This is a genomic window from Bacillus sp. EKM420B (genome assembly GCF_011065565.1).
GTDB classification, from domain to species: domain Bacteria; phylum Bacillota; class Bacilli; order Bacillales; family Bacillaceae; genus Bacillus; species Bacillus velezensis.
Genome location: NZ_JAAMNX010000006.1, coordinates 78,100 through 105,028, shown reverse-complemented (window position 1 = coordinate 105,028; position 26,929 = coordinate 78,100). Strand labels below are relative to the sequence as shown.

At 45.8% G+C, this 26,929-nt stretch carries 26 protein-coding genes, 7 tRNA genes and 5 pseudogenes; 34 read left to right on the top strand and 4 right to left on the bottom strand.

Annotated elements, in window-relative coordinates:
• Positions 1–50: 50 nt before the first annotated feature.
• Positions 51–939: pseudogene (locus tag G9F48_RS17050) on the top strand (cation diffusion facilitator family transporter).
• Here the strand turns inward: G9F48_RS17050 and G9F48_RS17045 are convergent.
• Positions 936–1,253 (bottom strand): thioredoxin family protein, encoded by a 318-nt coding sequence (locus tag G9F48_RS17045; protein ID WP_003156200.1) that lies wholly within the window; start codon positions 1,251–1,253, stop codon positions 936–938. The pseudogene G9F48_RS17050 and the gene G9F48_RS17045 sit on opposite strands and share 4 nt — an antisense overlap.
• 153 nt (positions 1,254–1,406) lie before the next feature.
• Here G9F48_RS17045 and G9F48_RS17040 point away from each other — a divergent pair, with 153 nt between their 5' ends.
• The 5 genes from G9F48_RS17040 (at position 1,407) to G9F48_RS17020 (ending at position 7,805) form a co-directional block, all read left to right on the top strand.
• On the top strand, positions 1,407–2,492 hold the full coding sequence (locus tag G9F48_RS17040; protein WP_156735903.1) for a D-alanine--D-alanine ligase: 1,086 nt from the start codon (positions 1,407–1,409) through the stop codon (positions 2,490–2,492).
• 76 nt (positions 2,493–2,568) lie between these two features.
• Positions 2,569–3,939, top strand: coding sequence for a UDP-N-acetylmuramoyl-tripeptide--D-alanyl-D-alanine ligase (locus G9F48_RS17035; RefSeq protein ID WP_165409845.1), 1,371 nt, complete (start codon positions 2,569–2,571; stop codon positions 3,937–3,939).
• A gap of 330 nt (positions 3,940–4,269) precedes the next feature.
• The gene (cshA, locus tag G9F48_RS17030) at positions 4,270–5,754 is read left to right on the top strand and encodes a degradosome RNA helicase CshA (RefSeq protein ID WP_003156196.1); all 1,485 of its coding nucleotides are present in this window, start codon (positions 4,270–4,272) and stop codon (positions 5,752–5,754) included.
• Positions 5,755–5,869: 115 nt separating this feature from the next.
• Positions 5,870–6,349 carry a PH domain-containing protein gene (locus G9F48_RS17025; RefSeq protein WP_003156195.1) on the top strand — a complete coding sequence of 160 codons (480 nt, stop codon included), beginning with the start codon at positions 5,870–5,872 and terminating at the stop codon, positions 6,347–6,349.
• Positions 6,339–7,805 carry a PH domain-containing protein gene (locus tag G9F48_RS17020; RefSeq protein WP_165409844.1) on the top strand — a complete coding sequence of 489 codons (1,467 nt, stop codon included), beginning with the start codon at positions 6,339–6,341 and terminating at the stop codon, positions 7,803–7,805. The genes G9F48_RS17025 and G9F48_RS17020 overlap by 11 nt, the downstream gene beginning before the upstream one ends.
• Here the strand turns inward: G9F48_RS17020 and G9F48_RS17015 are convergent.
• On the bottom strand, positions 7,802–8,401 hold the full coding sequence (locus G9F48_RS17015) for a rhomboid family intramembrane serine protease (RefSeq protein ID WP_003156193.1): 600 nt from the start codon (positions 8,399–8,401) through the stop codon (positions 7,802–7,804). The two genes, G9F48_RS17020 and G9F48_RS17015, sit on opposite strands and share 4 nt — an antisense overlap.
• Before the next feature lie 92 nt (positions 8,402–8,493).
• Here G9F48_RS17015 and acpS point away from each other — a divergent pair, with 92 nt between their 5' ends.
• From acpS to G9F48_RS16930, 17 genes and pseudogenes are all read left to right on the top strand, one after another.
• Positions 8,494–8,859 carry a holo-ACP synthase gene (gene acpS, locus G9F48_RS17010; RefSeq protein ID WP_156735898.1) on the top strand — a complete coding sequence of 122 codons (366 nt, stop codon included), beginning with the start codon at positions 8,494–8,496 and terminating at the stop codon, positions 8,857–8,859.
• A 164-nt stretch (positions 8,860–9,023) separates the two neighbouring features.
• Positions 9,024–10,031: a LolA family protein gene (locus G9F48_RS17005; RefSeq protein WP_003156191.1), complete on the top strand. Its 1,008-nt coding sequence runs from the start codon at positions 9,024–9,026 to the stop codon at positions 10,029–10,031.
• 116 nt (positions 10,032–10,147) lie between these two features.
• Positions 10,148–11,317 carry an alanine racemase gene (gene alr / locus G9F48_RS17000; RefSeq protein WP_156735897.1) on the top strand — a complete coding sequence of 390 codons (1,170 nt, stop codon included), beginning with the start codon at positions 10,148–10,150 and terminating at the stop codon, positions 11,315–11,317.
• A 119-nt stretch (positions 11,318–11,436) separates the two neighbouring features.
• Positions 11,437–11,718: a type II toxin-antitoxin system antitoxin EndoAI gene (gene endB, locus G9F48_RS16995; protein ID WP_003156188.1), complete on the top strand. Its 282-nt coding sequence runs from the start codon at positions 11,437–11,439 to the stop codon at positions 11,716–11,718.
• 5 nt (positions 11,719–11,723) lie between these two features.
• Positions 11,724–12,074, top strand: a complete 351-nt coding sequence (ndoA, locus tag G9F48_RS16990) for a type II toxin-antitoxin system endoribonuclease NdoA (RefSeq protein ID WP_003156187.1) — start codon at positions 11,724–11,726, stop codon at positions 12,072–12,074.
• Positions 12,075–12,191: 117 nt separating this feature from the next.
• Positions 12,192–13,013 carry an STAS domain-containing protein gene (locus G9F48_RS16985; protein WP_003156182.1) on the top strand — a complete coding sequence of 274 codons (822 nt, stop codon included), beginning with the start codon at positions 12,192–12,194 and terminating at the stop codon, positions 13,011–13,013.
• A gap of 4 nt (positions 13,014–13,017) precedes the next feature.
• On the top strand, positions 13,018–13,383 hold the full coding sequence (rsbS, locus tag G9F48_RS16980; RefSeq protein WP_003156180.1) for an RsbT antagonist protein RsbS: 366 nt from the start codon (positions 13,018–13,020) through the stop codon (positions 13,381–13,383).
• Positions 13,384–13,385: 2 nt separating this feature from the next.
• On the top strand, positions 13,386–13,787 hold the full coding sequence (locus G9F48_RS16975; protein WP_003156178.1) for an anti-sigma regulatory factor: 402 nt from the start codon (positions 13,386–13,388) through the stop codon (positions 13,785–13,787).
• A gap of 11 nt (positions 13,788–13,798) precedes the next feature.
• Positions 13,799–14,806 (top strand): PP2C family protein-serine/threonine phosphatase, encoded by a 1,008-nt coding sequence (locus tag G9F48_RS16970; protein WP_003156177.1) that lies wholly within the window; start codon positions 13,799–13,801, stop codon positions 14,804–14,806.
• Between the two features lie 63 nt (positions 14,807–14,869).
• Positions 14,870–15,199: an anti-sigma factor antagonist RsbV gene (gene rsbV, locus G9F48_RS16965; RefSeq protein ID WP_156735896.1), complete on the top strand. Its 330-nt coding sequence runs from the start codon at positions 14,870–14,872 to the stop codon at positions 15,197–15,199.
• Positions 15,196–15,678 (top strand): anti-sigma B factor RsbW, encoded by a 483-nt coding sequence (rsbW, locus tag G9F48_RS16960; RefSeq protein WP_007609591.1) that lies wholly within the window; start codon positions 15,196–15,198, stop codon positions 15,676–15,678. Before rsbV ends, rsbW begins: the two co-directional genes overlap by 4 nt.
• Positions 15,644–16,432 (top strand): RNA polymerase sigma factor SigB, encoded by a 789-nt coding sequence (gene sigB, locus G9F48_RS16955; protein WP_003156171.1) that lies wholly within the window; start codon positions 15,644–15,646, stop codon positions 16,430–16,432. The genes rsbW and sigB overlap by 35 nt, the downstream gene beginning before the upstream one ends.
• Positions 16,432–17,034 carry a PP2C family serine/threonine-protein phosphatase gene (locus G9F48_RS16950; protein WP_003156170.1) on the top strand — a complete coding sequence of 201 codons (603 nt, stop codon included), beginning with the start codon at positions 16,432–16,434 and terminating at the stop codon, positions 17,032–17,034. The genes sigB and G9F48_RS16950 overlap by 1 nt, the downstream gene beginning before the upstream one ends.
• 72 nt (positions 17,035–17,106) lie before the next feature.
• Positions 17,107–18,483: pseudogene (locus G9F48_RS16945) on the top strand (Tex-like N-terminal domain-containing protein); the annotation flags it as partial.
• Positions 18,450–18,998: pseudogene (locus G9F48_RS16940) on the top strand (sigma-70 family RNA polymerase sigma factor); the annotation flags it as partial. The pseudogenes G9F48_RS16945 and G9F48_RS16940, both read left to right, overlap by 34 nt.
• The gene (locus tag G9F48_RS16935) at positions 18,998–19,600 is read left to right on the top strand and encodes a PP2C family serine/threonine-protein phosphatase (protein WP_003156170.1); all 603 of its coding nucleotides are present in this window, start codon (positions 18,998–19,000) and stop codon (positions 19,598–19,600) included. The pseudogene G9F48_RS16940 and the gene G9F48_RS16935, both read left to right, overlap by 1 nt.
• A gap of 72 nt (positions 19,601–19,672) precedes the next feature.
• The gene (locus G9F48_RS16930; protein ID WP_138091661.1) at positions 19,673–21,832 is read left to right on the top strand and encodes a Tex family protein; all 2,160 of its coding nucleotides are present in this window, start codon (positions 19,673–19,675) and stop codon (positions 21,830–21,832) included.
• Positions 21,833–21,841: 9 nt separating this feature from the next.
• Here the strand turns inward: G9F48_RS16930 and cmpA are convergent, their stop codons facing one another.
• A complete protein-coding gene (gene cmpA / locus G9F48_RS16925) occupies positions 21,842–21,955 on the bottom strand; it encodes a cortex morphogenetic protein CmpA (protein WP_003156164.1) in 114 nt (37 codons plus the stop codon).
• A 99-nt stretch (positions 21,956–22,054) separates the two neighbouring features.
• On the opposite strand from cmpA, the gene G9F48_RS16920 reads away from it, so the two are divergent.
• The 8 genes from G9F48_RS16920 (at position 22,055) to G9F48_RS16885 (ending at position 23,339) form a co-directional block, all read left to right on the top strand.
• Positions 22,055–22,504, top strand: coding sequence for a SprT family protein (locus G9F48_RS16920; protein ID WP_165409843.1), 450 nt, complete (start codon positions 22,055–22,057; stop codon positions 22,502–22,504).
• Between the two features lie 135 nt (positions 22,505–22,639).
• Positions 22,640–22,714, top strand: a tRNA-Asn gene (locus G9F48_RS16915).
• A 3-nt stretch (positions 22,715–22,717) separates the two neighbouring features.
• Positions 22,718–22,808, top strand: a tRNA-Ser gene (locus G9F48_RS16910).
• A gap of 19 nt (positions 22,809–22,827) precedes the next feature.
• A tRNA-Glu gene (locus G9F48_RS16905) sits at positions 22,828–22,902 on the top strand.
• A gap of 11 nt (positions 22,903–22,913) precedes the next feature.
• Positions 22,914–22,988: transfer RNA gene (locus G9F48_RS16900), tRNA-Gln, on the top strand.
• Between the two features lie 33 nt (positions 22,989–23,021).
• Positions 23,022–23,097, top strand: a tRNA-Lys gene (locus G9F48_RS16895).
• 8 nt (positions 23,098–23,105) lie between these two features.
• Positions 23,106–23,187, top strand: a tRNA-Leu gene (locus G9F48_RS16890).
• A 68-nt stretch (positions 23,188–23,255) separates the two neighbouring features.
• A tRNA-Leu gene (locus tag G9F48_RS16885) sits at positions 23,256–23,339 on the top strand.
• Between the two features lie 492 nt (positions 23,340–23,831).
• On the opposite strand, the gene G9F48_RS16880 is transcribed toward G9F48_RS16885, so the two are convergent.
• Positions 23,832–24,281 carry a hypothetical protein gene (locus G9F48_RS16880; RefSeq protein ID WP_165409842.1) on the bottom strand — a complete coding sequence of 150 codons (450 nt, stop codon included), beginning with the start codon at positions 24,279–24,281 and terminating at the stop codon, positions 23,832–23,834.
• Between the two features lie 595 nt (positions 24,282–24,876).
• On the opposite strand from G9F48_RS16880, the pseudogene G9F48_RS20115 reads away from it, so the two are divergent.
• The 3 genes and pseudogenes from G9F48_RS20115 to G9F48_RS20110 all read left to right on the top strand — a co-directional run.
• Positions 24,877–25,064: pseudogene (locus G9F48_RS20115) on the top strand (hypothetical protein); the annotation flags it as partial.
• 66 nt (positions 25,065–25,130) lie between these two features.
• On the top strand, positions 25,131–25,934 hold the full coding sequence (locus G9F48_RS16875; protein ID WP_165409841.1) for an alpha/beta fold hydrolase: 804 nt from the start codon (positions 25,131–25,133) through the stop codon (positions 25,932–25,934).
• A 595-nt stretch (positions 25,935–26,529) separates the two neighbouring features.
• Positions 26,530–26,895: pseudogene (locus tag G9F48_RS20110) on the top strand (BCCT family transporter); the annotation flags it as partial.
• Positions 26,896–26,929: the final 34 nt, after the last annotated feature.

The window sequence follows — 26,929 nt, the reverse complement described above, 5'->3', positions numbered from 1 at the left end:
TTTTTCCGCTTTTCCATCCATACTATGAATGAGAATGGAGGAGTCCTTACATGAATGATCAAACGGCAAACTTAAAACGGGGCGAAAAAGGCGCGATTCTTAATATCGCCGCGTACCTCATCCTTGCCGCCGTCAAACTGGTGATCGGCCTTATTTATCATTCCGAAGCGCTCAGAGCGGACGGGTTAAATAACGCCACGGATATTGTCGCATCACTGGCTGTGCTGATCGGGCTCCGGATTTCCCAGCGCCCCGCGGACAGTGATCATGCCTACGGACATTATCGGGCTGAAACAATTTCTTCATTAATTGCGTCTTTTATTATGATGGCGGTCGGTATTGAAGTGCTGATCGGAGGAGCAAAGGCGATTGTCAGCGGAACGGAGGCCGAGCTTCATTGCGGCATGGACGGCGCTCGGAAGCGCGATTGTCATGTACGGCATGTATGTATATAACAGCCGTCTTGCGGATCGGGTTAAAAGTTCTGCGCTTCATGCGGCGGCGAAAGACAGCCGTTCTGACGCCTATGTCAGTATTGGGGCGTTTATAGGCGTCTTAACGGCCCGGCTTCATCTGCCGTGGATTGATCCGGTCATTGCTTTTCTGATCGGAATCATCATCTGTAAGACGGCATGGGACATCTTCAAAGATGCTTCCCACTCATTAACGGACGGGTTTGATCTGAAAGATTTGGAGCCGTATAAACACACAGTGAAAGAAATAAAAGAGGTCAGCAGGCTGAAGGATGTGAAAGCAAGGTATTTAGGGAGCACGGTTCATGTGGAAATGGTCATTACGGTAGATCCGGGACTGTCTGTGAAAGAAGGCCATGAAGTAGCCGATGAAGTCGAATATGCAATAAAACATGAACATGATGTGACTCATGTCCATGTTCATGTAGAGCCTGAAGTCATAAACAAAGATCGTGAAACGAATTAAATATGCTGTGATAAAAACTCTGTGACTTCTTCGGGCGTTTTCGCGTTTGCGCTGTGAAGATGCGCTTTCTTTTCGCCGTTTTTAAAGATCAGAAGGCTCGGTATGCCCATTACCTGATATTTGTCGGCAAGCTCAGGGAGCTCGTCTCTGTTCAGCTCATACCAATCATTTTGATTATATTCTTCCAAAATATCGCCGATGAACATATTCATGCGCGTGCAGTCAGGGCACCAGTCAGCGAAAAATTTCACGATGATTTCCTTGTCGGATTGAATAAGTTCATTAAATTGTTCTGTTGTACTGATTTTTTTCATATGACACATCTCCTTTTCCATGCCATTTTAATATAAAATAAAAAGGAATTACATACAAATGCTTTCATATTCAGAATGCCCAAAAATAATTAGATCATTTTCTGAGGAAAGTGATAAGATAGTAAAGATGAATTGTTGTGGGGGGAATATCCATTGAAAACAAGTCTAGGATTGGTGTACGGCGGAAAGTCAGCCGAACACAATGTATCGCTGCAGACAGCATTAGCTGTAACAAAAGCGCTTAATACTGAGAAGTTTGATATACATCCGATTTACATCACTGAAAAAGGAGAATGGCAAAGAGGCCCGCTGCTGACTGAGCCGGTTTCCAACGTGAAAATGCTTCAGCTGGAACAAAACGGTGAAAGTTTCGCTCTATCAGCATTGAACCGGGAAATGTTTCCTGAAGCGTCGCCTGACGAAAAGGCGCCGATCGATGTCGTATTTCCGCTTCTCCACGGACCGAACGGTGAAGACGGCACGATTCAGGGTCTGCTGGAATTGCTGAACGTTCCTTATGTCGGCAACGGCGTGCTTGCATCATCAGCCGGCATGGATAAAGTCATCATGAAGCATTTGTTCGCTCAAGCGGGGCTTCCGCAGGCGAAGTACGCCGCTTTTTTAAAAAAGGACTGGAAACAGACGCCGGACAGCTGCTTACAGCAGGTTGAAGAGGAGCTGGGATATCCGTGCTTCGTCAAACCGGCGAACCTCGGGTCAAGCGTCGGAATCAGCAAATGCCGAAACCGTGAAGAGCTTGAAAAAGCCTTCGAACTGGCTTTTGAGTATGACCGGAAAATTGTGGTGGAAGAAGGAATCGCCGGCAGAGAAATCGAAATCGGCGTGCTCGGAAATGACGAACCGAAATGTTCCGCCGTCGGTGAAATCGCACCGAAAACCGACTTTTACGATTACAAAGCGAAATATGAAGACGGCGACACGGATTTAATGATTCCCGCGCAAGTGACGGATGAACAATATGCGGTAATCAGCGAGATGGCGATTAAAGCCTTCAAAGCGATTGACGGATCAGGCCTTGTCCGCGCCGATTTCTTCCTGACCAATGACGGTCAAGTGCTCATTAACGAAGTGAACACAATGCCGGGCTTTACGCCATTCAGCATGTTCCCGCTGCTTTGGAAAGAAGCAGGCGTAGATTACAGTGATCTGATCGAACAGCTGGTTGAGCTGGCAAAAGAACGCCATGCCGAAAAACAGCTGATTAAACATACATTTTAATGAAGACGGACACTGCCTGAAGGGGCAGTGTCTTTTCCCGTAACAGACAACATTTTCAGAAAGCGAGGTGCCACCTTTGATAAAGCGAACTGTAAAACGAATCGCCGACATGGTCAAAGGCACACTGACAAATCCTGTATTTGAACAAACAATGATTGAGGGCGCCGCAACCGATACGCGGACTTTGGAAAAAAATCAGCTGTTCATTCCTTTAAAAGGCGAGCATTTTAACGGCCACACTTTTGTGCCTCAAGCATTCGAAAAAGGCGTTTCCGCGGTGTTGTGGGACCGCTCTGAACCGAATCCGCCGGAAGAGCGTGCGGTCATCCTTGTCGATGACACGCTGGAGGCGCTGCAGACATTGGCAAAAGCTTATTTGAAAGAACTCGGCACACGGGTTATCGGGGTGACCGGGAGCAACGGAAAAACGACAACGAAAGACATGCTTCACGCCGTTCTCGGCACTCAGTACCGCGTTCACAAAACCGCCGGCAATTTCAACAACCATATCGGCCTGCCGCTGACCGTGCTTGCCATGCCTGAAGATACAGAAATCGCCGTTTTAGAAATGGGAATGAGCGCGAGAGGCGAAATTGATTTTCTGAGCCGTCTTGCTGAACCGGAAGCTGCCGTCATTACCAATATAGGCGAATCCCACATGCAGGATTTAGGCTCAAGAGAAGGAATTGCGGAGGCGAAACTTGAAATTATAAACGGACTTCGGGAAGACGGCGTTCTGTTTTATTTCGGGGATGAGCCGCTGCTCCGCGAAAAGGCGTACACTTGCCGGACAACGACATACGGCGCAGGCGCTGACAATGATCTCCGCCTGAAAGAAATAAAACAGGCGGAAGAAGGCACGTACTTCAATATCGACGGGATCGACCGTTCTTTCTTTATTCCCGTTCTCGGCAGACATAATGTGATGAATGCCATGGCCGCATACGCCGCCGGCATCTATTTCGGCATTACGCCGGAAAATGCCGCTCTGGGACTGAGCCGCCTGAAGGTGACGGGGATGAGATTGGAACTGGTCAAAACGGAAAACGGCATCTCGATCGTAAACGACGCGTATAATGCGAGCCCGACGTCAATGAAAGCGGCGGTCGAATTAATCGAAACGATGAAAGGCTATCGGAAGAAAATGCTCGTGCTCGGTGATATGCTTGAACTCGGTGATGAAGAAAAAGCATTCCACGAAGAATGCGGAGCTGCGATCAATCCGGCGGAAATCGACCATGTATTTACTTACGGCACACTCGGCGCATTCATCGCTGACGGAGCGCGCCGGCATTTTGAAGAAGGGCGCGTCAGCCATTATCTTGACAAAAAAGAACTGCTTTGCGCCATACAGGAAAAGACCGCTTCCGGTGATCTCCTTCTGTTTAAAGCATCAAGAGGTATGAAGCTCGAAGAAATCGTTAAAGATTTATTAGAGAAGAAATGAAAAAATACCGATCAGCATCATAAAAATATACAAAAATGAAGAAACTAATTCAGGGTGAAATAATTCTGTCCGTATGAAAAAGAAAGGCCGCCGGCTGGGAAATCCCGTCCGGCGCGGGGTCCGGCCTCGTTCGCGGGAAGAATCCGGTCAGGCCGCTTCCGGCCGCCTGACCATCTCGCCTTATTGAAAAACACATAGTGTAATGGTAAGATTAAACGTAAAGTAATTCGGGCTTTGTATACGTATGATCCTGTCCTTTGGATGAAAGGGCAGTTTTTAGTGGTAAATCACGACATTACTGAAACAGCAATCAGAAGGAGTTTGAATAATTTGACTATAACGTTTCAAGATTTCCAATTAAGTTCTGATCTCATGAAATCAATCAATCGTATGGGATTTGAAGAAGCAACACCGATTCAGGCACAAACGATTCCGCTCGGACTTTTAAATAAAGATGTCATCGGACAAGCGCAAACAGGTACAGGTAAAACAGCTGCGTTCGGTATACCCCTTGTTGAAAAAATGAACCCCGAGTCTCCTAATATTCAAGCAATCGTAATCGCGCCAACCCGTGAATTAGCCATTCAAGTATCTGAAGAGTTATATAAAATCGGACAAGATAAGCGTGCGAAAGTGCTGCCTATTTACGGCGGTCAGGATATCGGACGTCAGATCCGCGCATTGAAGAAAAACCCGCATATCATCGTAGGTACGCCGGGGCGTCTTCTTGACCATATCAACCGCCGCACGATCCGTTTAAACAACGTGAACACGGTTGTCATGGACGAGGCTGATGAAATGCTGAACATGGGATTCATTGATGATATTGAATCCATTCTCTCAAACGTGCCGAGCGACCACCAAACGCTCTTATTCTCAGCAACAATGCCTGCGCCGATCAAACGGATCGCAGAGCGTTTCATGACTGAGCCGGAACACGTAAAAGTAAAAGCGAAAGAAATGACTGTGTCCAACATTCAGCAGTTCTACTTGGAAGTGCAGGAGCGCAAAAAATTCGATACGCTGACTCGTCTTCTTGACATTCAGTCTCCGGAACTTGCGATCGTATTCGGCCGTACAAAACGCCGTGTTGACGAATTGACGGAAGCGCTGAACCTTCGCGGATATGCGGCTGAAGGAATTCACGGCGACTTAACGCAGGCGAAGCGTATGGTAGCGCTCCGCAAGTTTAAAGAAGGTGCGATCGAAGTGCTTGTAGCGACTGACGTTGCTGCCCGCGGACTTGATATCTCAGGTGTTACCCACGTTTACAACTTTGACGTGCCTCAAGATCCTGAAAGTTACGTTCACCGTATCGGAAGAACGGGACGCGCAGGAAAAACGGGTATGGCGATGACGTTTATCACACCGCGTGAGAAAAACATGCTTCGCGCGATCGAACAAACGACAAAACGCAAAATGGACCGCATGAAAGAGCCGACGCTTGACGAAGCATTAGAAGGTCAGCAGCAGGTGACGGTTGACCGTCTGCGCACGGCGATCAGCGAAAACAACCTGAACTTCTACATGACGGCAGCTGCGGAATTGTTAGAAGATCATGATGCAGTGACAGTTGTGGCTGCAGCCATTAAAATGGCGACAAAAGAGCCGGACAGCACGCCTGTACGCCTCACTGATGAAGCGCCGATGGTCAGCAAACGCTATAAAAACCAGCGTACTTCTAAGCGCAGAGACGGCCAAGGCGGCGGCTACCGCGGCGGCAAAGGGAAAAACAACAACCGTTCTTCCTACGATAAAAAACGCTCAAGCGACCGCCGTTCTTCAGGTGACAGACGCCAGAAAAAATCATACTAAAACACAGGAAGCGGACCCTTTTACGGGGTCCGCTTTTTTTGATATGCCGGAAAGTGAATCTTTTTTGCAAATCAGCCGTATTTGTATGTATGATAAAAAATGGGAGGTAGGTATGTTGAGAGCACAGCCAAAAAATCGAATCAGTCCAAGCGGCTTAAAAGTCTGGCGTCTTCAGGAAATCATCCTGTCCGCCTTCTGTCTTCTGGCCGTTATAGCAGCAGCTGTTTTAAGCCATTTCTTCCATTGGCCGTATTGGATCACCGGAGTCCTCGGCATCATTTGGGTCATCGGTTCAGTGATATCCGTCTATGCCATACCGAAAATCAGGCACAGGATCTGGCGCTATGAGGTCCATGAAAATGAAATTGATATTCAATCCGGCATTTTTATTGTCAAACGGGTCATTGTGCCGATGGTGAGGGTGCAGCACGTAGATACTTCACAAGGCCCGCTCCTCAGAAGGTACCGCCTGGCCTCAGTCAAAATCTCCACGGCGGCAACCGTTCATTCCATTCCGGCGCTTGATATGGAGGAAGCTGACCGGCTGAGGGATTCCATTTCCCGTCTGGCAAGGGTGACGGAAGATGATGTCTGAGCCGAAACGTCTGCACCCGGCGGCCGTGATTTTGAACTTATTCCATATTATTATCGAAACCATTAAAAACATTATTCTGCCATTTTTTCTCGTCTATATTGTTAATTCCAACCACTTCATCCGCTTTTACGGAGGCATTGCGCTCGCCGTCCTGCTTATCTGGCTGATTACGGCAAGTGTGATCGAGTGGAGAAAATTTACATACCGGATTGAGGATGGAGAATTCAGAATTGAAGAAGGCTTGTTTTTTACGAAAAAGAGATACATCTCCATTGACCGGATTCAATCAATGAATACGAGTGCCGGCATCATTCAGCAGCTGTTTAAGCTTGTTAAGCTTCAAATCGAAACGGCCGGCGACGGGAAAAACGCCGAGGCTGTCTTATCCGCCATTACTGTGGAAGAGGCGGAACGGATCAGAGCGGCTGTTTTTCAGCAAAAAGCGGAGCAAGAAGAACGAGGGGAGACCGCAGCGGAGCAGGAGCCGATGCGCGGGGAAGATGTGCAATCCGTTTACCGCCTGTCTGTGGGTGAGCTGCTTATGGCCGCCTCAACATCCGGGGGGATCGGTGTCATCATTTCAGCGGTATTCGCCCTCTTTTCTCAGCTTGATGAAGTACTTCCGATGGACTGGCTCTATGACAGGTTTTCCTTTCTCAAGCATGCGAGCATCGGCATATACGCCGTGATCATTTTCATAGGATTGTTCATCGCCTGGCTGTTAAGCATCGCCGGTATGATGATCAAGCATGCCAACTTTAAGATAGAAAAAAAGGAACACGAATTGGTCATTACGAGAGGAATTATTGAAAAACATCAAGTGACCATCCCGCTCCGTAAAATCCAAGCCATTAAAATGAAAGAAAATGTGATCAGGCAGTTATTCGGATACGCGACGGTTGCGATTGTCAGCGCCGGCAGTGCGGGGAATGAGAAAGAAGGAGCTCAGACGATTCTGTTTCCGATCATCCGCAAATCAAAGCTCGGTGTGATGCTAAATCGTTTCACACCGGATTACGTACTGGAAGAAAACCGGAATCATTTGCCGAAAAGGGCGCTGCGCCGGTATTTATTCCGCTCCGTTATCTTCTCGGTTTTCGTGATCATTCCGCTTTGTATTCTGTTTAAACCGTGGGGATATGCATCGCTCCTTGTGCTTCCCGTCGAACTGGTGCTGGGCTACGCCTCATTTAAGAGCGCGTCATGGTGCTTAAACGGCGGCCGGCTGCAGCTCACCACACGGCTGATCGGGAAGACGACCACGATTATGCTGAGAAGAAGAATGCAGATGTTTGAAGTCAGCCGCTCCTTTCTGCAAAAAAGAAGGCGGCTTGCATCTGTGGCTACCGCAGTGAAATCAGCTCACCACATGGAGCATGTCATGCTGAAGGACGTCAGCGAGGAAGATGCCGAACGCATCGGGCGCTGGTATTCATATGAAAAAGCGGACGGTTAATACCGCCGCTTTTTTTGCTGCACGCATAAAAAGGAAAGCAAAAATCCGCCTGCCAGTCCGAACAAATGCGCCATAATGTTAATATTAGAATTGATAAACGTCGACAGTACCGCGATGATAAGCAGGGTCATAATCATTTTCGACTGATCCCGGCCGATCAGCTCCTTGCGGAAAACAGTCAGAAACACATACACGCCGAAAAGTCCGAAGATCGCGCCGGATGCGCCGACATGCACATAATCAAGCGGTTCGGCAAGATACGTGCCGATATTGCCGATAATGCCCGATGCGATGTACACAATCAGAAAACGGACTTTTCCGAGCATCTGCTCCAGCGGGGGCGCGAATAAAAAGAGAGACATGGAGTTAAACAAAAGGTGAGTGAAATTCGCATGTAAAAACATCGGTGTCACCAGCCGCCACCATTCTCCCGAGGAAACGCCGTAATTATAGCCGGTCACTGCATCTGACCACATCATGACGGAATGAAGCGGCATACTGAAAAACAGCCACAAGAACGCCTGCAGCGCCAAGATACAGCTGACGGCCGGATAACGTCTGATAAAAGTCTGGAAATTTTCCGTACGTATAAACATCGCAAGCCCCTTTGCATCTGATTTGTTACATATATAGTAACACGTTTATGACATAAACCGTTTTTTAGTACGGACTTTTAGGAGGAATTCACATGATTTTCGGAATCGGAATCGACATCGTTGAACTGCACAGAATTGAAAACATGATCAGCCGGCAGGCGAGGTTTCCGCTAAGAATATTGACGGAGGCTGAATACGCCCGTTTTACATTGCTGTCGGACAAAAGGAAAATTGAATTTCTCGCGGGAAGATTTGCGGCAAAAGAAGCCTTTTCGAAAGCATACGGCACAGGTATCGGCAAAGAGCTCAGCTTTCAGGATATTGAAACCGGAAACGACACGGCGGGCAAGCCGGTGCTGACCTGCGCCAAGCTGGACGGCGCGGCGGTTCACGTCTCCATTACCCATACAAAAGAATACGCCGCGGCACAGGTCGTGATTGAAAGGTTGTCACGCTAGTCTGCATATTAGCCGAAACCCCTTCATATATTTGATAGTGCATTAAGGGAGACAAGTTGTTTGAGGCTTTTATGGTACGCGTCCGTCCGTTCAGGGCGTACCGTTAAAGTCAAACAAGCGATTTCTTCCCTTTACATCAATTGAGAAGAAGGGGTTGGAAAAAGGTGAGAAAAAGCTTTGTTTTGCTTTTAACGGGACTGCTTGCCGTCCTTATTCTTTCGGCCTGCGGCCAAAAATCACAGGAAGATATCGTGAACGGTTTAGATAAGAAGGCGAAAGAATACACCTCGTACAAAGCGAAAGCCAAAATGACCATTCAGACGGGGAGTGATCCGCAAGTATACAATGTGGAAATCTGGCATAAAAAACCTTCCCTGTACCGGGTCTATCTGGAAAATCCGAAAAAAGACCAAAACCAAGTCATTTTACGGAACGCCAACGGAGTCTTTGTCCTTACGCCGTCTTTAAATAAGAGCTTCAGGTTCCAAAGCGATTGGCCGAATAACAGCAGCCAAGTATATTTGTTTGAGTCACTTGTAAAGGACGTGCAGCATGACAAAGACGCCGTCTATTCCGCCAAAGATAAAAAGTACACGTTTGAAACAAAAACAAACTATCAGCACAACAAAATGCTGCCGACTCAGGAAATCACTTTCAACAAAAAGGACATGAGCCCGTCGCTCGTCAAAGTGATGGATACAGACCGAAAAGTGATGGTAAAAGTCGAATTCAAAAGCTTTGAATTCAACAAGCCGTTTGATAAAGACTCTTTTGACGAGAAGAAAAATATGACGCTTTCCCAGATGGACGTCGCCACAAGCGCCAAGCCGTCTGATTCATTTGCGGTCAAAACACCGCTTCAAGTGCCGGCCGGCGTCAAAAAGCTTGAAGAGAAAGATATTTCAACGGCGGACGGCAAACGGATCGTCATGACTTACGGCGGAGAAAAATCCTTCACCCTTATTCAAGAAAAAGCCCATATCGCAAAAGCCGCCTCTGCCGTCACGCTGAAAGGCGAACCGGTTAATCTCGGCTTCACGGTGGCCGCATTATCTGATACGTCTTTAACGTGGACATATGACGGAGTCGATTATCTTCTGTCATCACAGGATCTGACAAAAGATGAAATGGTGGCCGCCGCCAAAAGCATGCAGGGACAGTCGTCAAAATAATGTCAAAAAAGAGGCCGCCGCTGTCGGTCTCTTTTTTGATTCCATTTCACTTTGCAGAATAATTTTAGTATGATAATAACAATATGAATTGAAAATAATGCTAGGAAGTGTATCGAATGAACACAGCATCCTTTTACAGAGAAACGTGGGCGGAAATCAACCTGTCCGCGATTAAAAAAAATGTCACGCATATGAAAAAACACATCGGGCAAAATGTCCATCTCATGGCGGTTGTAAAGGCGAACGCTTACGGCCACGGAGATTTGGAAGTTGGGAAAGCCGCGCTTGAAGCGGGTGCCTCTTGTCTTGCCGTAGCCATACTGGATGAAGCGATTTCATTGAGAAAACGGGGCATTACAGCGCCGATTCTCGTGCTTGGCGCCGTGCCGCCCGAATATGTACAAGCAGCTGCCGAGTATGACGTAACACTCACGGGGTATTCTGTTGAATGGCTTCAGGAAGCTGCGCGCCACCTCGGAAGTGCGACATTGCCGTTTCATCTGAAAGTCGACACCGGCATGAACAGACTCGGAGTCAAAACGGAGGAAGAAATCCAAAGCGTGTTAAAAATCCTCAGCCAAAATCCCGGTTTAGTCTGTAAAGGCGTTTTCACCCACTTTGCTACCGCGGATGAGAAAAACAGAGATTATTTCCTCTTCCAGTTTGACCGCTTTAAAACATTGATCGCTCCGCTCCCTTTAAAAGAATTGATGGTGCACTGCGCGAACAGCGCCGCCGGACTTCGCCTTAAAAAAGGCTTCTTTAACGCGGTTCGTTTCGGCATCAGTATGTACGGGCTTCGTCCTTCTGCTGACATCCAAAGCGAAATTCCGTTTCAATTAAAGCCGGCTTTTGCGCTGCACTCTGTGTTATCCCATGTGAAAAAGATCCGCAAAGGGGAAAGCGTCAGCTACGGCGCAACATATACGGCAGAGAAGGATCAATGGATCGGAACGGTTCCCATCGGATATGCAGACGGGTGGCTCCGCAAGCTGAGCGGCACGTCTGTGCTGATCGGAGGCAAACGGATGAACATCGCGGGAAGAATCTGCATGGATCAATTGATGGTCGAATTAGATCACTCTTATCCGCCGGGCACCAAAGTCACCCTGATCGGCAGCCAGAAGGAAGAAACGATCACGATGGATGAAATCGCAGGGCGGCTTGAGACGATTAATTACGAGGTCCCTTGTACCATTAGTTCCCGCGTTCCCCGTATGTTTTTGGAAAATGAGAGTATAATGGAAGTAAGAAATCCTTTACTGCAAGATAATACAAACAAGTAGCCGTCATCCGGAAAAAGAGAATTTATAAAACAGCTTTGCTTGACGTTTGAATAATGGTATCATTATGTCTGGATGGATGAATTGGTCGTATCCGTAAGTTTGGTGGAGGTGTATGTTTTTTGTCTGAATCCAGCGCAAGAACCGAAATGAAAATCAGCTTGCCCGAAAACTTAGTAGCTGAATTGGATGGTGTAGCGATGCGGGAGAAACGAAGCAGAAACGAACTGATATCACAAGCAGTGAGAGCGTATGTCAGCGAACGGACAACTCGCCATAACCGTGATTTGATGAGACGCGGGTATATGGAAATGGCGAAAATCAACTTGAATATCTCTTCTGAGGCTCACTATGCTGAGTGCGAAGCAGAAACGACCGTTGAGCGCTTAGTCAGCGGAGGATAATCATTTTGATTGTAAAGCGCGGCGATGTTTATTTTGCTGATTTATCTCCTGTTGTTGGCTCAGAGCAAGGCGGCGTACGCCCGGTTTTAGTGATCCAGAATGATATCGGAAATCGCTTTAGCCCGACTGCTATTGTTGCAGCCATAACAGCCCAAATACAGAAAGCGAAATTACCAACCCACGTCGAAATTGATGCAAAACGCTACGGTTTTGAAAGAGATTCCGTTATTTTGCTGGAGCAAATTCGGACGATTGACAAGCAAAGATTAACGGATAAAATAACTCATCTGGATGATGAAATGATGGATAAGGTTGATGAAGCCCTGCAAATCAGTTTGGCACTCATTGATTTTTAGTCATATTTTGGTTGCTCATATAGAGCAACTTTTTTTGTTTTCGAAAAACATAAGCGCTATAATAAAGAGATAATCAAACAAAATTTGTTGTTTTGTGTCGGGAGGTCAGTGAAACCCATGTCGAATCAGAAAGTGTATCAGTTCATTATTGATCAGCATGATGAACTGCTTGATACTTGGACAGCCAAACTAAAAGAAGTAGGCAATCAGGAAGACTATCAGCTTACGAATCACATATGTGAAAATATTTGTAAAGACTATATAGACATTCTTTTATTATCGACTAAAAATGACGAGGCTACGGAAGAGCAGATCAGTGAACTCGCACTGCGCGCCGTTCAGCTCGGCCTGTCACTGAAACTTCTTTCAGCCACCCTGTCAGAGTTTTGGAAACTGCTTTACGAAACGATGGTCGACCTTAATATGGCCGATCAGGACAGAGCAGATTTGATTTTGGAAATAGACAGCTTTTTTAATCCGATCAACACGGAAATTTTAAATCAGTATTCTATTTCCTGGGAAAAAACGGTTACTTTGCAAAAAATCGCGCTTCAGGAATTGTCGGCTCCGCTGATCCCGGTATTTGAGCATGTAACGGTCATGCCGCTTGTCGGGACGATTGATACGGAGCGTGCAAAGCATATTATGGAAAATCTGTTAAACGGCGTCGTAAAGCACCGTTCACAGGTTGTATTAATTGATATTACGGGCGTGCCGGTCGTTGATACGATGGTGGCGCACCATATTATTCAGGCATCAGAAGCGGTGCGGCTTGTCGGCGCGAAATGTCTGCTCGTCGGAATCCGTCCGGAAATCGCGCAGACGATCGTTAATCTGGGAATTGATTTGTCGCAGGTTATTACGAAGAATACCCTTCAAAAAGGAATTCAAACAGCGCTTGAAATGACAAATCGAAAAATCGTTTCATTGGGGGAATAACATTGTGAGACATCCAAAAATCCCGATCCTGAAACTGTATAACTGCTTATTGGTATCCATCCAATGGGAGCTTGACGACCAGACAGCTTTGCATTTTCAAGAAGATCTGCTGAACAAAATCTATGAAACCGGCGCAAACGGGGTCGTCATTGACCTGACATCCGTTGACATGATCGATTCATTTATCGCGAAAGTGCTCGGCGATGTCATCACCATGTCTAAATTGATGGGTGCAAAGGTCGTATTGACGGGAATTCAGCCGGCTGTGGCGGTCACATTGATTGAACTCGGAATCTCACTTGAGGAAATCGAAACGGCGCTCGATTTAGAGCAAGGGCTTGAGACATTGAAGCGGGAATTGGGGGAATAGCGATGAACGACCAATCCTGTGTGAAAATCATGACAGAATGGGATATCGTAGCCGCCAGACAGCTTGGCCGCAACGTTGCGAAGGAATTAGGCTTCGGCACGGTGGACCAGGCCAGAATCACGACGGCTATCTCAGAATTGGCCAGAAACATTTACTTATATGCAGGCAAGGGCCAGGTCAGCATAGAACAAGTAAACGACAGAGGGAAAAAAGGCCTTAAAATTATAGCAGAAGACAAAGGACCCGGAATCCCCGACATCCGTAAAGTGATGGAAGACGGCTTTTCAACGTCAGGCGGACTGGGAGCGGGGCTTCCGGGCGTCAAAAGGCTGATGGACGAATTCAGCCTGCAATCTGTTGCAGAGGAAGGAACAGAGATTCAAGCCGTAAAATGGCTTCGGTAGGAGGTTAGAACGTGGATTTCAGGGAGGTTATAGAGCAGCGGTATCATCAGCTGCTTAGCCGATATATAGCCGAATTAACAGAAACATCTTTATATCAAGCCCAAAAATTCAGCCGAAAAACGATTGAACATCAGGTTCCTCCGGAGGAGATCATCAGCATCCACCGAAAAGTGGTAAAGGAACTGTATCCGGATCTGCCGGAAGATGTTTTTCATTCGCTGGATTTTTTAATAGAAGTCATGATTGGCTACGGGATGGCTTATCAGGAACACCAAAGTCTGCGAGATATCCAGCAGGAGCTTCGTTCAGAAATTGAAATTGCTGCAAATGTTCAGCAGACGCTGCTGGGCACAAAAATTCCTGAAGAAGAAGAGCTGGATATCGGGGCGATCAGCGTCCCCGCCAAGCAAATGAGCGGGGACTATTATCACTTTGTCAAAGACAAGGAATCGATTAACATCGCGATAGCCGATGTCATCGGAAAAGGAATACCCGCCGCATTGTGCATGTCGATGATCAAGTATGCCATGGACTCTCTTCCGGAGATCGGCATTCACCCCTCCCAAGTGCTGAAAAATCTTAACCGCGTTGTAGAACAGAACGTGGACTCAAGCATGTTTATCACCATGTTTTACGCAAACTACAATACGAAAAATCACCAATTTACATATGCTTCTGCGGGGCATGAACCGGGCTTCTACTACTCTGAAAAAGAAAAAAAGTTTTATGATCTGGAGGCAAAAGGATTGGTGCTGGGAATATCCCAGGATTTTGATTACAGCCAATATGAACAGCACATGGACGAAGGAGACATGATCGTTCTTTTTTCTGACGGCGTCACCGAATGCCGCACCGAAAACGGTTTCTTAGAACGCAGCGACATTCAGCGCATGCTGGAAGAACATATGGACTGCTCCGCGCAGGATATGGTCAAAAATATTTACGACAGCCTGCTGAGACTTCAGGACTTTCAGCTTCATGACGATTTTACGTTAATTGTTTTGAAAAGAAAGGTTTAAAAAAACAGCAGCACGGGTAAAAAGCCATTAGCACGAGTAAGGATAACTTTCAGAGGTGATACGATGAATTTAACGGTAGATATGAAGGAGAATCTTTCAGATATACAAATCAATATCGCTGGAGAAATCGATGTATACTCAGCTCCGGTGGTTCGTGAAAAGCTGATGCCCCTGGCAAACGAGGGGAAGGACATGAGAATCTGCTTAAAAGATGTAAATTATATGGACAGTACGGGTTTAGGCGTTTTTGTAGGCGTGTTTAAAACGGTGAGCAAGGAAGGCGGCTCTCTGAAGCTTGAGAATCTTTCCGAACGGCTCGTCCGTCTGTTTGAAATTACGGGGCTTAAGGACATCATCGACATTTCGGCAAAGTCAGAAGGTGGCGTGCAATGAGTACATCAGTTGATTATATAGAGATGAAAATTCCGGCCGAACCGGAATATGTAGGAATCGTCAGGCTTACGTTATCAGGTGTCGCAAGCAGAATGGGCTATACCTATGATGACATTGAAGATTTAAAAATCGCTGTCAGCGAAGCTTGTACAAACGCTGTCCAGCATGCATACAATGATGAAAATAAGGGAGAAGTATCCGTGCGGTTCGGTGTGTTTGAGGATCGGCTGGAGGTCATTGTCGCCGATCAGGGAGACAGCTTTGATTTTGATCAGAAGCAGCAGGATCTCGGGCCGTACACACCTTCGCACACAGTCGATCAATTGTCAGAAGGAGGGCTCGGTCTGTATTTAATGGAAACGCTCATGGATGAAGTCAAAGTTCAAAGCAACTCTGGCGTAACCGTGGCGATGACAAAGTATTTAAATGGGGAGCGAGTTGATCATGGCACAACCATCAAAAACTACGAAACTAACTAAAGATGAAGTTGATCGGCTCATACGCGACTTTCAAACACATGATAATAAAGAAGCCCAGGAAACACTCGTCGAGGTGTATACCAATCTCGTCGAAATGCTGGCAAAGAAATATTCAAAAGGAAAAAGCTTTCATGAAGACCTCCGCCAGGTCGGGATGATCGGACTTCTCGGAGCCATTAAACGGTATGATCCCGAGGTCGGCAAATCCTTTGAAGCATTTGCGATTCCGACCATCATCGGCGAGATCAAACGCTTCCTCAGAGATAAAACATGGAGCGTACACGTCCCGAGACGGATTAAAGAACTCGGGCCGCGCATTAAAATGGCGGTGGATCAGCTGACGACAGAGACGCAGCGGTCGCCGAAAGTCGAAGAAATCGCAGCCTTTCTCGATGTGTCAGAAGAGGAAGTGCTTGAAACGATGGAGATGGGAAAAAGCTATCAGGCGCTTTCTGTCGATCACAGCATCGAAGCGGATGCGGACGGAAGCACCGTCACAATTTTAGATATCGTCGGGTCGCAGGAGGAAGGATACGAACGCGTCAACCAGCAGATGATGATCAAAAGCGTGCTTCATGTGCTGTCCGACCGCGAAAAACAGATTATCGATCTAACATTTGTGCAAAATAAAAGCCAAAAAGAAACAGGGGACATTCTCGGAATATCTCAAATGCACGTCTCGCGCCTGCAGCGGAAAGCGGTGAAAAAACTGAGAGAGGCCTTGATTGGAGATCCCTCCATGGAGCTAATGTAATGATTCAGGTTGAAGAAAATGAACATGTTCAAACTCTCGTATACCAATTAAATAAAGAAGGCAAGTCCATATGCGGAGACAGCTTTTTTATGAAGGCGAATGAAGAAGAATTAGTTTGCGCGGTAGCGGACGGTCTCGGCAGCGGATCTCTTGCCAACGAATCCTCGTCAGCCATTAAAGACATCGTGGAAACGTATGCGGATGAGGATGTGGAAAGCATCATTGAGCGCTGCAATCAAGCGATGAAAAACAAAAGAGGGGCGACTGCCTCCATCTTGAAAATCAATTTCATCAAAAGGGAATTGACATACTGCTCGATCGGCAACGTCCGTTTCTTCCTGCACTCCCCATCAGGCGAAGTCTTTCATCCGCTGCCGATTTCGGGTTACCTCTCAGGCAAACCGCAAAGATACAAAACGTATACGTCATCATACGAAAAAGGGGCGACATTCATCATCTACACGGATGGGCTTGAGGTTCCGCATATCCGCACCTGCTTAAAGCAGGGACACTCAATAGAAGAAATATCAAAATCACTTCATCCGTACACAACATCCAGACGTGATGATTTGACCTATATTCTCGGGCAGCTTTTATCGTAAGGCTGCTTTTTTTATGTTCCGCCGTTTTTTGATACACTAGAGAAAGAAAGAAGAGATGGAGGCTTTTGTGATATGGAAACGTTAGCCCTTTTGAAAAAACAAATTGCTGAAGAAACAGCGTTATCCCAAAAACATGTCGAAAGTGTCATCCGCCTGCTGGAAGACGGCAATACCGTCCCGTTTATTGCGCGGTACCGAAAAGAGCAGACCGGCTCAATGGACGAGGTGCAGATTCAGGCAATCTCCGAGCGGTGGCAATACATACAAAACCTGACGCAGCGGAAAGAAGAAGTCATCAGATTGATCTCCGAGCAGGACAAGCTGACGGAAGGGCTGAAGCAAAAAATCGAGCAAGCGGTCAAGCTTCAGGAAGTCGAGGATTTATACCGTCCCTTCAAACAAAAACGGAAAACAAAAGCCACCGTCGCCAAAAGCAAAGGTCTTGAACCGCTTGCGGACTATATTCTTTCTCTCCCGAAAGAAAACCGCCTTCACGACGTCGCTGATCAATATATCAGTGCAGAAAAAGAAGTCGCTTCAAGAGAGGAAGCTATTGAAGGCGCGAAGCACATCATAGCCGAACAAATCTCGGATGATCCTCATTTCAGAAAGTGGATCCGCCAGGAAACGTATAAAAAAGGAATTCTCACTTCCGCGGCAGGCAAGTCAGCCGCAGATGACGAGAAAAACGTCTATGAAATGTACTACGAGTACGAAGAGCCGATCCAAAAGGTCGTTCCTCACAGAGTGCTTGCGATGAACCGCGGTGAAAAAGAAGGCATTTTAAAGATTGCGATCGAACCGCCCGCCGATCAGATAAAAGCTTATTTAGAAAAGCAAATCATCAAACACCGTGAAACACCTGTGAAAGAAACGCTGAAAGAAGCCATTGAGGACAGTTACAAGCGCCTGATCCAGCCGGCTATTGAGCGTGACATCCGCAAAGAGCTGTCAGAAAAAGCAGACGCCCAGGCGATCCATATTTTCGCTGAAAACCTGCGTAAGCTCCTGCTGCAGCCGCCGATGAAGGGAAAAGTCGTGCTCGGCGTCGATCCGGCCTTCCGTACGGGGTGCAAACTGGCAGTCGTTGATGAGACGGGAAAAGTGCTGAAAATCGACGTCATTTACCCGCACGCTCCCGTAAAAAAAACAGCGGAAGCCCGAAAAAAAATCAAAGAATTGCTGGACCGGTACGAAGTCGAGGTTGTGGCGATCGGAAACGGCACGGCATCACGGGAGACAGAGCAATTCGTCGTTGATGTGCTGAAAGAAACAGAGCGGGACATTTATTATGTCATCGTCAATGAGGCCGGAGCAAGCGTGTATTCCGCGTCGGAAATCGCCCGTGAGGAATTTCCGGATTTTCAGGTCGAAGAGCGCAGCGCCGTCTCCATCGCGCGAAGATTGCAGGACCCGCTGGTGAAGCATTTGCGATTCCGACCATCATCGGCGAGATCAAACGCTTCCTCAGAGATAAAACATGGAGCGTACACGTCCCGAGACGGATTAAAGAACTCGGGCCGCGCATTAAAATGGCGGTGGATCAGCTGACGACAGAGACGCAGCGGTCGCCGAAAGTCGAAGAAATCGCAGCCTTTCTCGATGTGTCAGAAGAGGAAGTGCTTGAAACGATGGAGATGGGAAAAAGCTATCAGGCGCTTTCTGTCGATCACAGCATCGAAGCGGATGCGGACGGAAGCACCGTCACAATTTTAGATATCGTCGGGTCGCAGGAGGAAGGATACGAACGCGTCAACCAGCAGATGATGATCAAAAGCGTGCTTCATGTGCTGTCCGACCGCGAAAAACAGATTATCGATCTAACATTTGTGCAAAATAAAAGCCAAAAAGAAACAGGGGACATTCTCGGAATATCTCAAATGCACGTCTCGCGCCTGCAGCGGAAAGCGGTGAAAAAACTGAGAGAGGCCTTGATTGGAGATCCCTCCATGGAGCTAATGTAATGATTCAGGTTGAAGAAAATGAACATGTTCAAACTCTCGTATACCAATTAAATAAAGAAGGCAAGTCCATATGCGGAGACAGCTTTTTTATGAAGGCGAATGAAGAAGAATTAGTTTGCGCGGTAGCGGACGGTCTCGGCAGCGGATCTCTTGCCAACGAATCCTCGTCAGCCATTAAAGACATCGTGGAAACGTATGCGGATGAGGATGTGGAAAGCATCATTGAGCGCTGCAATCAAGCGATGAAAAACAAAAGAGGGGCGACTGCCTCCATCTTGAAAATCAATTTCATCAAAAGGGAATTGACATACTGCTCGATCGGCAACGTCCGTTTCTTCCTGCACTCCCCATCAGGCGAAGTCTTTCATCCGCTGCCGATTTCGGGTTACCTCTCAGGCAAACCGCAAAGATACAAAACGTATACGTCATCATACGAAAAAGGGGCGACATTCATCATCTACACGGATGGGCTTGAGGTTCCGCATATCCGCACCTGCTTAAAGCAGGGACACTCAATAGAAGAAATATCAAAATCACTTCATCCGTACACAACATCCAGACGTGATGATTTGACCTATATTCTCGGGCAGCTTTTATCGTAAGGCTGCTTTTTTTATGTTCCGCCGTTTTTTGATACACTAGAGAAAGAAAGAAGAGATGGAGGCTTTTGTGATATGGAAACGTTAGCCCTTTTGAAAAAACAAATTGCTGAAGAAACAGCGTTATCCCAAAAACATGTCGAAAGTGTCATCCGCCTGCTGGAAGACGGCAATACCGTCCCGTTTATTGCGCGGTACCGAAAAGAGCAGACCGGCTCAATGGACGAGGTGCAGATTCAGGCAATCTCCGAGCGGTGGCAATACATACAAAACCTGACGCAGCGGAAAGAAGAAGTCATCAGATTGATCTCCGAGCAGGACAAGCTGACGGAAGGGCTGAAGCAAAAAATCGAGCAAGCGGTCAAGCTTCAGGAAGTCGAGGATTTATACCGTCCCTTCAAACAAAAACGGAAAACAAAAGCCACCGTCGCCAAAAGCAAAGGTCTTGAACCGCTTGCGGACTATATTCTTTCTCTCCCGAAAGAAAACCGCCTTCACGACGTCGCTGATCAATATATCAGTGCAGAAAAAGAAGTCGCTTCAAGAGAGGAAGCTATTGAAGGCGCGAAGCACATCATAGCCGAACAAATCTCGGATGATCCTCATTTCAGAAAGTGGATCCGCCAGGAAACGTATAAAAAAGGAATTCTCACTTCCGCGGCAGGCAAGTCAGCCGCAGATGACGAGAAAAACGTCTATGAAATGTACTACGAGTACGAAGAGCCGATCCAAAAGGTCGTTCCTCACAGAGTGCTTGCGATGAACCGCGGTGAAAAAGAAGGCATTTTAAAGATTGCGATCGAACCGCCCGCCGATCAGATAAAAGCTTATTTAGAAAAGCAAATCATCAAACACCGTGAAACACCTGTGAAAGAAACGCTGAAAGAAGCCATTGAGGACAGTTACAAGCGCCTGATCCAGCCGGCTATTGAGCGTGACATCCGCAAAGAGCTGTCAGAAAAAGCAGACGCCCAGGCGATCCATATTTTCGCTGAAAACCTGCGTAAGCTCCTGCTGCAGCCGCCGATGAAGGGAAAAGTCGTGCTCGGCGTCGATCCGGCCTTCCGTACGGGGTGCAAACTGGCAGTCGTTGATGAGACGGGAAAAGTGCTGAAAATCGACGTCATTTACCCGCACGCTCCCGTAAAAAAAACAGCGGAAGCCCGAAAAAAAATCAAAGAATTGCTGGACCGGTACGAAGTCGAGGTTGTGGCGATCGGAAACGGCACGGCATCACGGGAGACAGAGCAATTCGTCGTTGATGTGCTGAAAGAAACAGAGCGGGACATTTATTATGTCATCGTCAATGAGGCCGGAGCAAGCGTGTATTCCGCGTCGGAAATCGCCCGTGAGGAATTTCCGGATTTTCAGGTCGAAGAGCGCAGCGCCGTCTCCATCGCGCGAAGATTGCAGGACCCGCTGGCCGAGCTTGTGAAAATTGATCCTAAATCCGTCGGTGTCGGGCAATACCAGCATGATGTCAGCCAAAAACATTTAAACGAATCTCTCCGTTTTGTCGTAGAGACCGTCGTCAACCAAGTCGGGGTGAATGTCAATACAGCATCAGCCGCGCTGCTTCAATATGTAGCCGGGTTATCCAAAACCGTTGCCGGCAATATCGTTAAAAAAAGGGAAGAGCTCGGAAAATTTACAAACCGCAAAGAGCTGAAAGAAATCCCGCGTCTCGGCGCAAAAACATATGAACAGTGCATCGGCTTTTTGAGAGTGCCCGGAGGACGGGAGCCGCTCGACCGCACCGGGATACACCCGGAAAGCTATAAAGAGACAAAGGCGCTGCTCAAAAAACTGCAGCTCACTGCGGATCAGATCGGAAGCGCGGACGCAAAAGAGAAAATAAGCGCATTGCCGCTGTCTGAAACGGCTGAAGAACTCGGTATAGGGGAGATTACGCTTGCGGATATTTGCGGGCAGCTGACAAGGCCGGAGCGAGACCCTCGTGACGAAGTGCCGAAGCCTTTGCTGAAAAAAGACGTTCTGCAGCTTGAGGATTTAAAGGAAGGAATGGAATTGCAGGGCACCGTCCGCAACGTTGTAGACTTCGGCGCTTTCGTCGATATCGGCGTCAAGCAGGACGGGCTTGTGCACATTTCAAAACTGAGCAATCAATTCGTCAAACATCCTCTCGACGTCGTATCGGTCGGAGACATCGTCACCGTATGGGTCGAAGGGGTGGACGTGCAAAAAGGCAGAGTGTCGCTGTCTATGGTAAAATAAAAGCACTGCTTACGAGCAGTGTTTTTTTCTGTAGAAATACCAGCACTGGTTCAGCAGTTTGATTTGGTAATTGTCCTTTTCTAAAAACGCTTTTTGCATTTGTTTCATCAGCCAATTCGGCATGGCTCATTCCTCCTCAGCTTTTAGTTAGAGGTCGGTTTTAACACATTGTATGCGAACGGTGAATTGTCCCGTTCAATGTTTTTAAAGCGGGGTGCACATATGGATAACGAACAACTTCAAAAGCTGACGGAAGACATCTCTGCACAGGATTTCGGAAAGCTGTTCCGTCACCGGGCCTTTTTCAATGACCGGCTGAAAACGACAGGCGGCCGCTACATGCTGTCTTCCCATAACATCGAATTAAACCGCAAATATCTTCTCGAACATGGGCAGAGCGAGCTGATAGGCATCATCAAACACGAGCTGTGCCATTATCATCTTCATCTTGAGGGAAAAGGGTACAAGCACAGAGACAAAGATTTCAGAGACCTGCTTCAGAAAGTCGGAGCGCCGAGATTCTGCACGCCGCTGCAAACCAAAAAGACACAAAAGAAAACATATATGTATAGTTGCACGGCCTGCGGCCAACAGTATATAAAGAAGCGGGCAATGAACCCGGAAAGATATGCCTGCGGAAAATGCAGAGGAAAAATCAAAAGAATTTTTTAAAAAGGCTTGACTCATTTCAATGATCTGTGTTAAATTATAAAAGTCGTTGAGAGACAACGATACTTTCTCGAAAAAATAAATGTTGCTTCTTGACACAATATGTCGCATCATTTATAATGAAGAAAGTCTGATTATTCCACAGTAGCTCAGTGGTAGAGCTATCGGCTGTTAACCGATCGGTCGCAGGTTCGAATCCTGCCTGTGGAGCCATATGGAGAAGTACTCAAGTGGCTGAAGAGGCGCCCCTGCTAAGGGTGTAGGTCGCGTAAGCGGCGCGAGGGTTCAAATCCCTCCTTCTCCGCCAGATAAGTTCTCAACCAGACGGCCCGTTGGTCAAGCGGTTAAGACACCGCCCTTTCACGGCGGTAACACGGGTTCGAATCCCGTACGGGTCACCATTTACCTTCGTTGGGCTATAGCCAAGCGGTAAGGCAACGGACTTTGACTCCGTCATGCGTTGGTTCGAATCCAGCTAGCCCAGCCATTTTATTTAAAATTTTTGAATCACTTTTAGAGCGAGCCATTAGCTCAGTTGGTAGAGCATCTGACTTTTAATCAGAGGGTCGAAGGTTCGAGTCCTTCATGGCTCACCACTTGTCACGCGGGTGTGGCGGAATTGGCAGACGCGCTAGACTTAGGATCTAGTGTCTTACGACGTGGGGGTTCGAGTCCCTTCACCCGCACTTTCTTTTCAAAGTGATGATGATCATCACTAGCTTATATGCTTAGTGGAAAGACAGCTTCATAGCACGCGGTCGTGGCGGAATGGCAGACGCGCTAGGTTGAGGGCCTAGTGGGTGAATAACCCGTGGAGGTTCAAGTCCTCTCGGCCGCATCAATGATACCAAGGGTTTAGACGCCCTTGGTATTTTTTGTTTGCAGAAAATTTGTCTGTTACTGCCCACTTACTGCCCAGTTACTTATAGTAAGTCGTCTAGTTTGATGCCCTTCGTTTTTTATTTTACTTATCTTGGTGAGTGGTCAAGGTTTCTTTACTCCCATTTACTGTCCGGAAAATATGAAAAAACATCAAAAAAGGTGTAAATAATGATAATGAGCGCTGTATAACCCTTAAATATAGGACAGGATAATATTTCATAAAAGAGCAGGAAAAGCAGGAGCAGAAAATTGGAGAAAAGTAATTACTAATCGGTTTGATTTGCATCATATAGGATTTAATACAAAAACCTTTTATTTCTGGAAAAAGAGAAGATGAAAAACCTGGAGTGAATTTATCTCCAAAGTATAGAAAGTAAGGAATCTTTTAAAAAACTAAAAAATGATGAAATTACGGAAAGGTAATGAGTGATTACCTTTCCGTAATTTGTTAATTATTTCTTTGAGCAATTTTATATTTCATCTTAACACTGCCACCTTTAGCCGTTGGTGAAGCTGTAAATGTGTAATTGTATGTCCAACCAAACCAACCATTTTTAACCTCAGCAGAAATGTTGCCTTGCTTGCCTGGTGCGATGGTTCTTGAGACTTTTCCATCAATTGATATTTTTATGTCATTACTCCCGTTATTTGAAATCCAGAAGTTCACTTGTGCTCCGTCATTCTCATCTAATTCGAACTCCCGACTCCAGCTTGATTGATCAACAGAGCCCTCTGAAACCTCCTTGTCTAGAGCTTTGAATACCCCACTTGTAACTGCATAATTTTTCGGCGATACACTTGTAGTCGACTCCGCAAAAGCAGGTATAGTACAAGTTCCAACAATTACACCAGCTATCAGAGTCGATGTTACTCCTTTGAAAATGGATTTAAGATTCACGATCAAGCACTCCTTTTAATTTCATTTATTACACATACATATTCCGCATGCACAATACAAATAATACCATGTAAAATAATTACAGTAAACGTTCTTTTGGATAATAATGTTTGTAACTCAACTTTTGTACCCCAAACATCCCAAATCAGACAAGTAAACCTTGATATAGCTAGGTAAGTGGAAATTGCGATCTTCTTATTGAGGTACTGCTACTAGCAAAGATTTTAGATACCCGCAAAACGCAAAAACTATCGCACCTAGTGGGCGAGACTTCATTACTTCTCTTATTAGTGGTTTCTTAGGTCTTAGCTGAAATTACAAATTTAAAGGTAATATTTTCAGTGATTTTTGAAAACAGGTGGAAATGAAGATAAAGAATGCTTTATTTATAAGGTTTATGTAATACTTGATACGTTTTCATTAGGTTGAGAGCCCAGCGGGTGAATAACCCGTGAAGGTTCAAGTCCTCTCGGCCGCATCCCAATGATACCAAGGGTAATAGAGAGACCCTTGGTATTTTTTTGCGCTTATTTTTAAATGATCTACTGCCCACAAACTGCCCACTTACCTAAAGTTCAAAGTGATCAAAATACTCAAACTATCTGGACAATACTTTGCTTGGTTCTTATTTGTCGATAGTCGCAGTAACGAAAGCACTAAACAACACATTAAACAGATTCTTTTGATATGACGGACACATATGACAGTTTGCGATTGTCAAAATTCAATGTATTACCCTTGTTCAACTTACCAAGTTCAGTTAAAAGTTTGTTAAAATTGTGATAAATGTATGAAAGGATTAAATGTTCATGTCGAAACATTAGGATTACAGGGAAGGGGAACAAATACATGTCGATTTACCATAAAGTAATTGGAGATGGATATCCGATCGTTATGTTGCATGGTTGGACACTTGACCATCAGGTGATGTTAAATGCAATGGAACCGTTATTCGAGAAACGAAGCGGTTGGAAGAGAATATACATAGACTTACCAGGTATGGGACATTCTAAGCCACAACCGTCTATTCAGAACTCTGATGATGTTTTAGAAGCGATATTGCGTCTTTTGGACGAGATTATTCCTGATCAACAGTTTATTGTTTGTGGTAATTCATATGGAGGGTACATTGCCAGAGGTATCGTTCGTTCACGTAAGGAAACAGTTCGTGGATTACTGCTGATGGCACCATTAACTATACCCGAATTCGATGAAAGGGTAGTACCGCAGAAGACTGTTCTAAAAAGAGACAGCGACTTGATATCACATTTGTCTTCAGAGGAGGCGGATGAATTTTGCTCTATGGGGATTGTGCAAGGTAAAACTGAATGGGAGAGGTTTCGGGATGAAATTTTACTTCCATCTAAACAAACAAATTATGAATTCGTAAACAACATTCGTCAAAATGGATATGGGTTTACCTTCGATATTTCATCTAAACTTGAGTATCCCACGCTAATTATCACAGGGCGTCAGGACAATGTAGTCGGATACCACGATGCATGGCGGCTACTCGAAGATTACCCAAGGGCAACTTTTGCAGTACTTGATATGGCTGGTCACAACCTGCAAATCGAACAAACCGATGTATTTAATTCATTGGTTCACAACTGGTTAAACAGACTTGAGTCGGAAAATTTTTGGTTGGTATAACTTCCCACAAGTGTGAGTTTACTGAGTTTACTGTTACAATCACCAATTAATTAAACAATAATTAAGATAAGGAATATTGGGATTCCCTATAATGTTTAGTGATTATTGGTATTTACTGTCATTGAGGGTAATTTAATCATTGATCAAAAATAAAACCATTATTTCATACCCGGTGCTACTTATTTCTGTTGTAGTCTGTATACTGATTAATAGGTAAAGAAAGTCGAAAAGGTATACGAAATTCTTCATACAAATTAAAGTTTTGAATGAAAGAGCAGGAGTAATCCTGCTCTTTTTCTTTCTAATTGGGCTGGATTAAACGCAGACGGTTATTCCTTGGGAAAAACAAAAAAAATTCTTCTATCCATTGACTAGCTGGGCTTTAGCCGGGTTTCTATCACCCTGTTGAGCTTGTCAGATTTTAAAAAGATATGGTACGTTTATAGTGTTTTGTTTCACCTGATTGTGGGGTAATAAAGATAGAATCAGTAAATAAAGACGTAATGGAAGAACTAAAATAAAGGTTTAGGATACTTTGAAGAAATAAAAGTTTTTTTTCGATTGTGATAATATTCACAATAGAGCTGTATGAAGGGGAATCATTTCTCCAAATAGTCTGCAGAAAATACCAACCACAGCCCAAGGATATATCACTAACCGCTTTGCCTGGTATTATCTGTTGGATGTTTCTCTTTTTGTTGCTTTTTGTATTATTTTTAGTCCAATCGGCAAAAATAAGTTAAGGAAACCAGCGAAAAAACTGAATTTCATCCTTCTTTCCTGGTTTACAATGTTATTTGGCGCTGATATGGATATTAGTCGAGTCTTTTAAGATACAGTTGAACCAATCATCCACTATGCCGTTAGCTCTCCATCAGGTGAAACAGAAACCCCCAGACTTTAGAGAAGATTTACGCTATACATTCTGGGACTGCATGCTTGGACCGTTTATACGCTTGTATAATGTGGATTTGATAATTAAGGAGTCGATATTA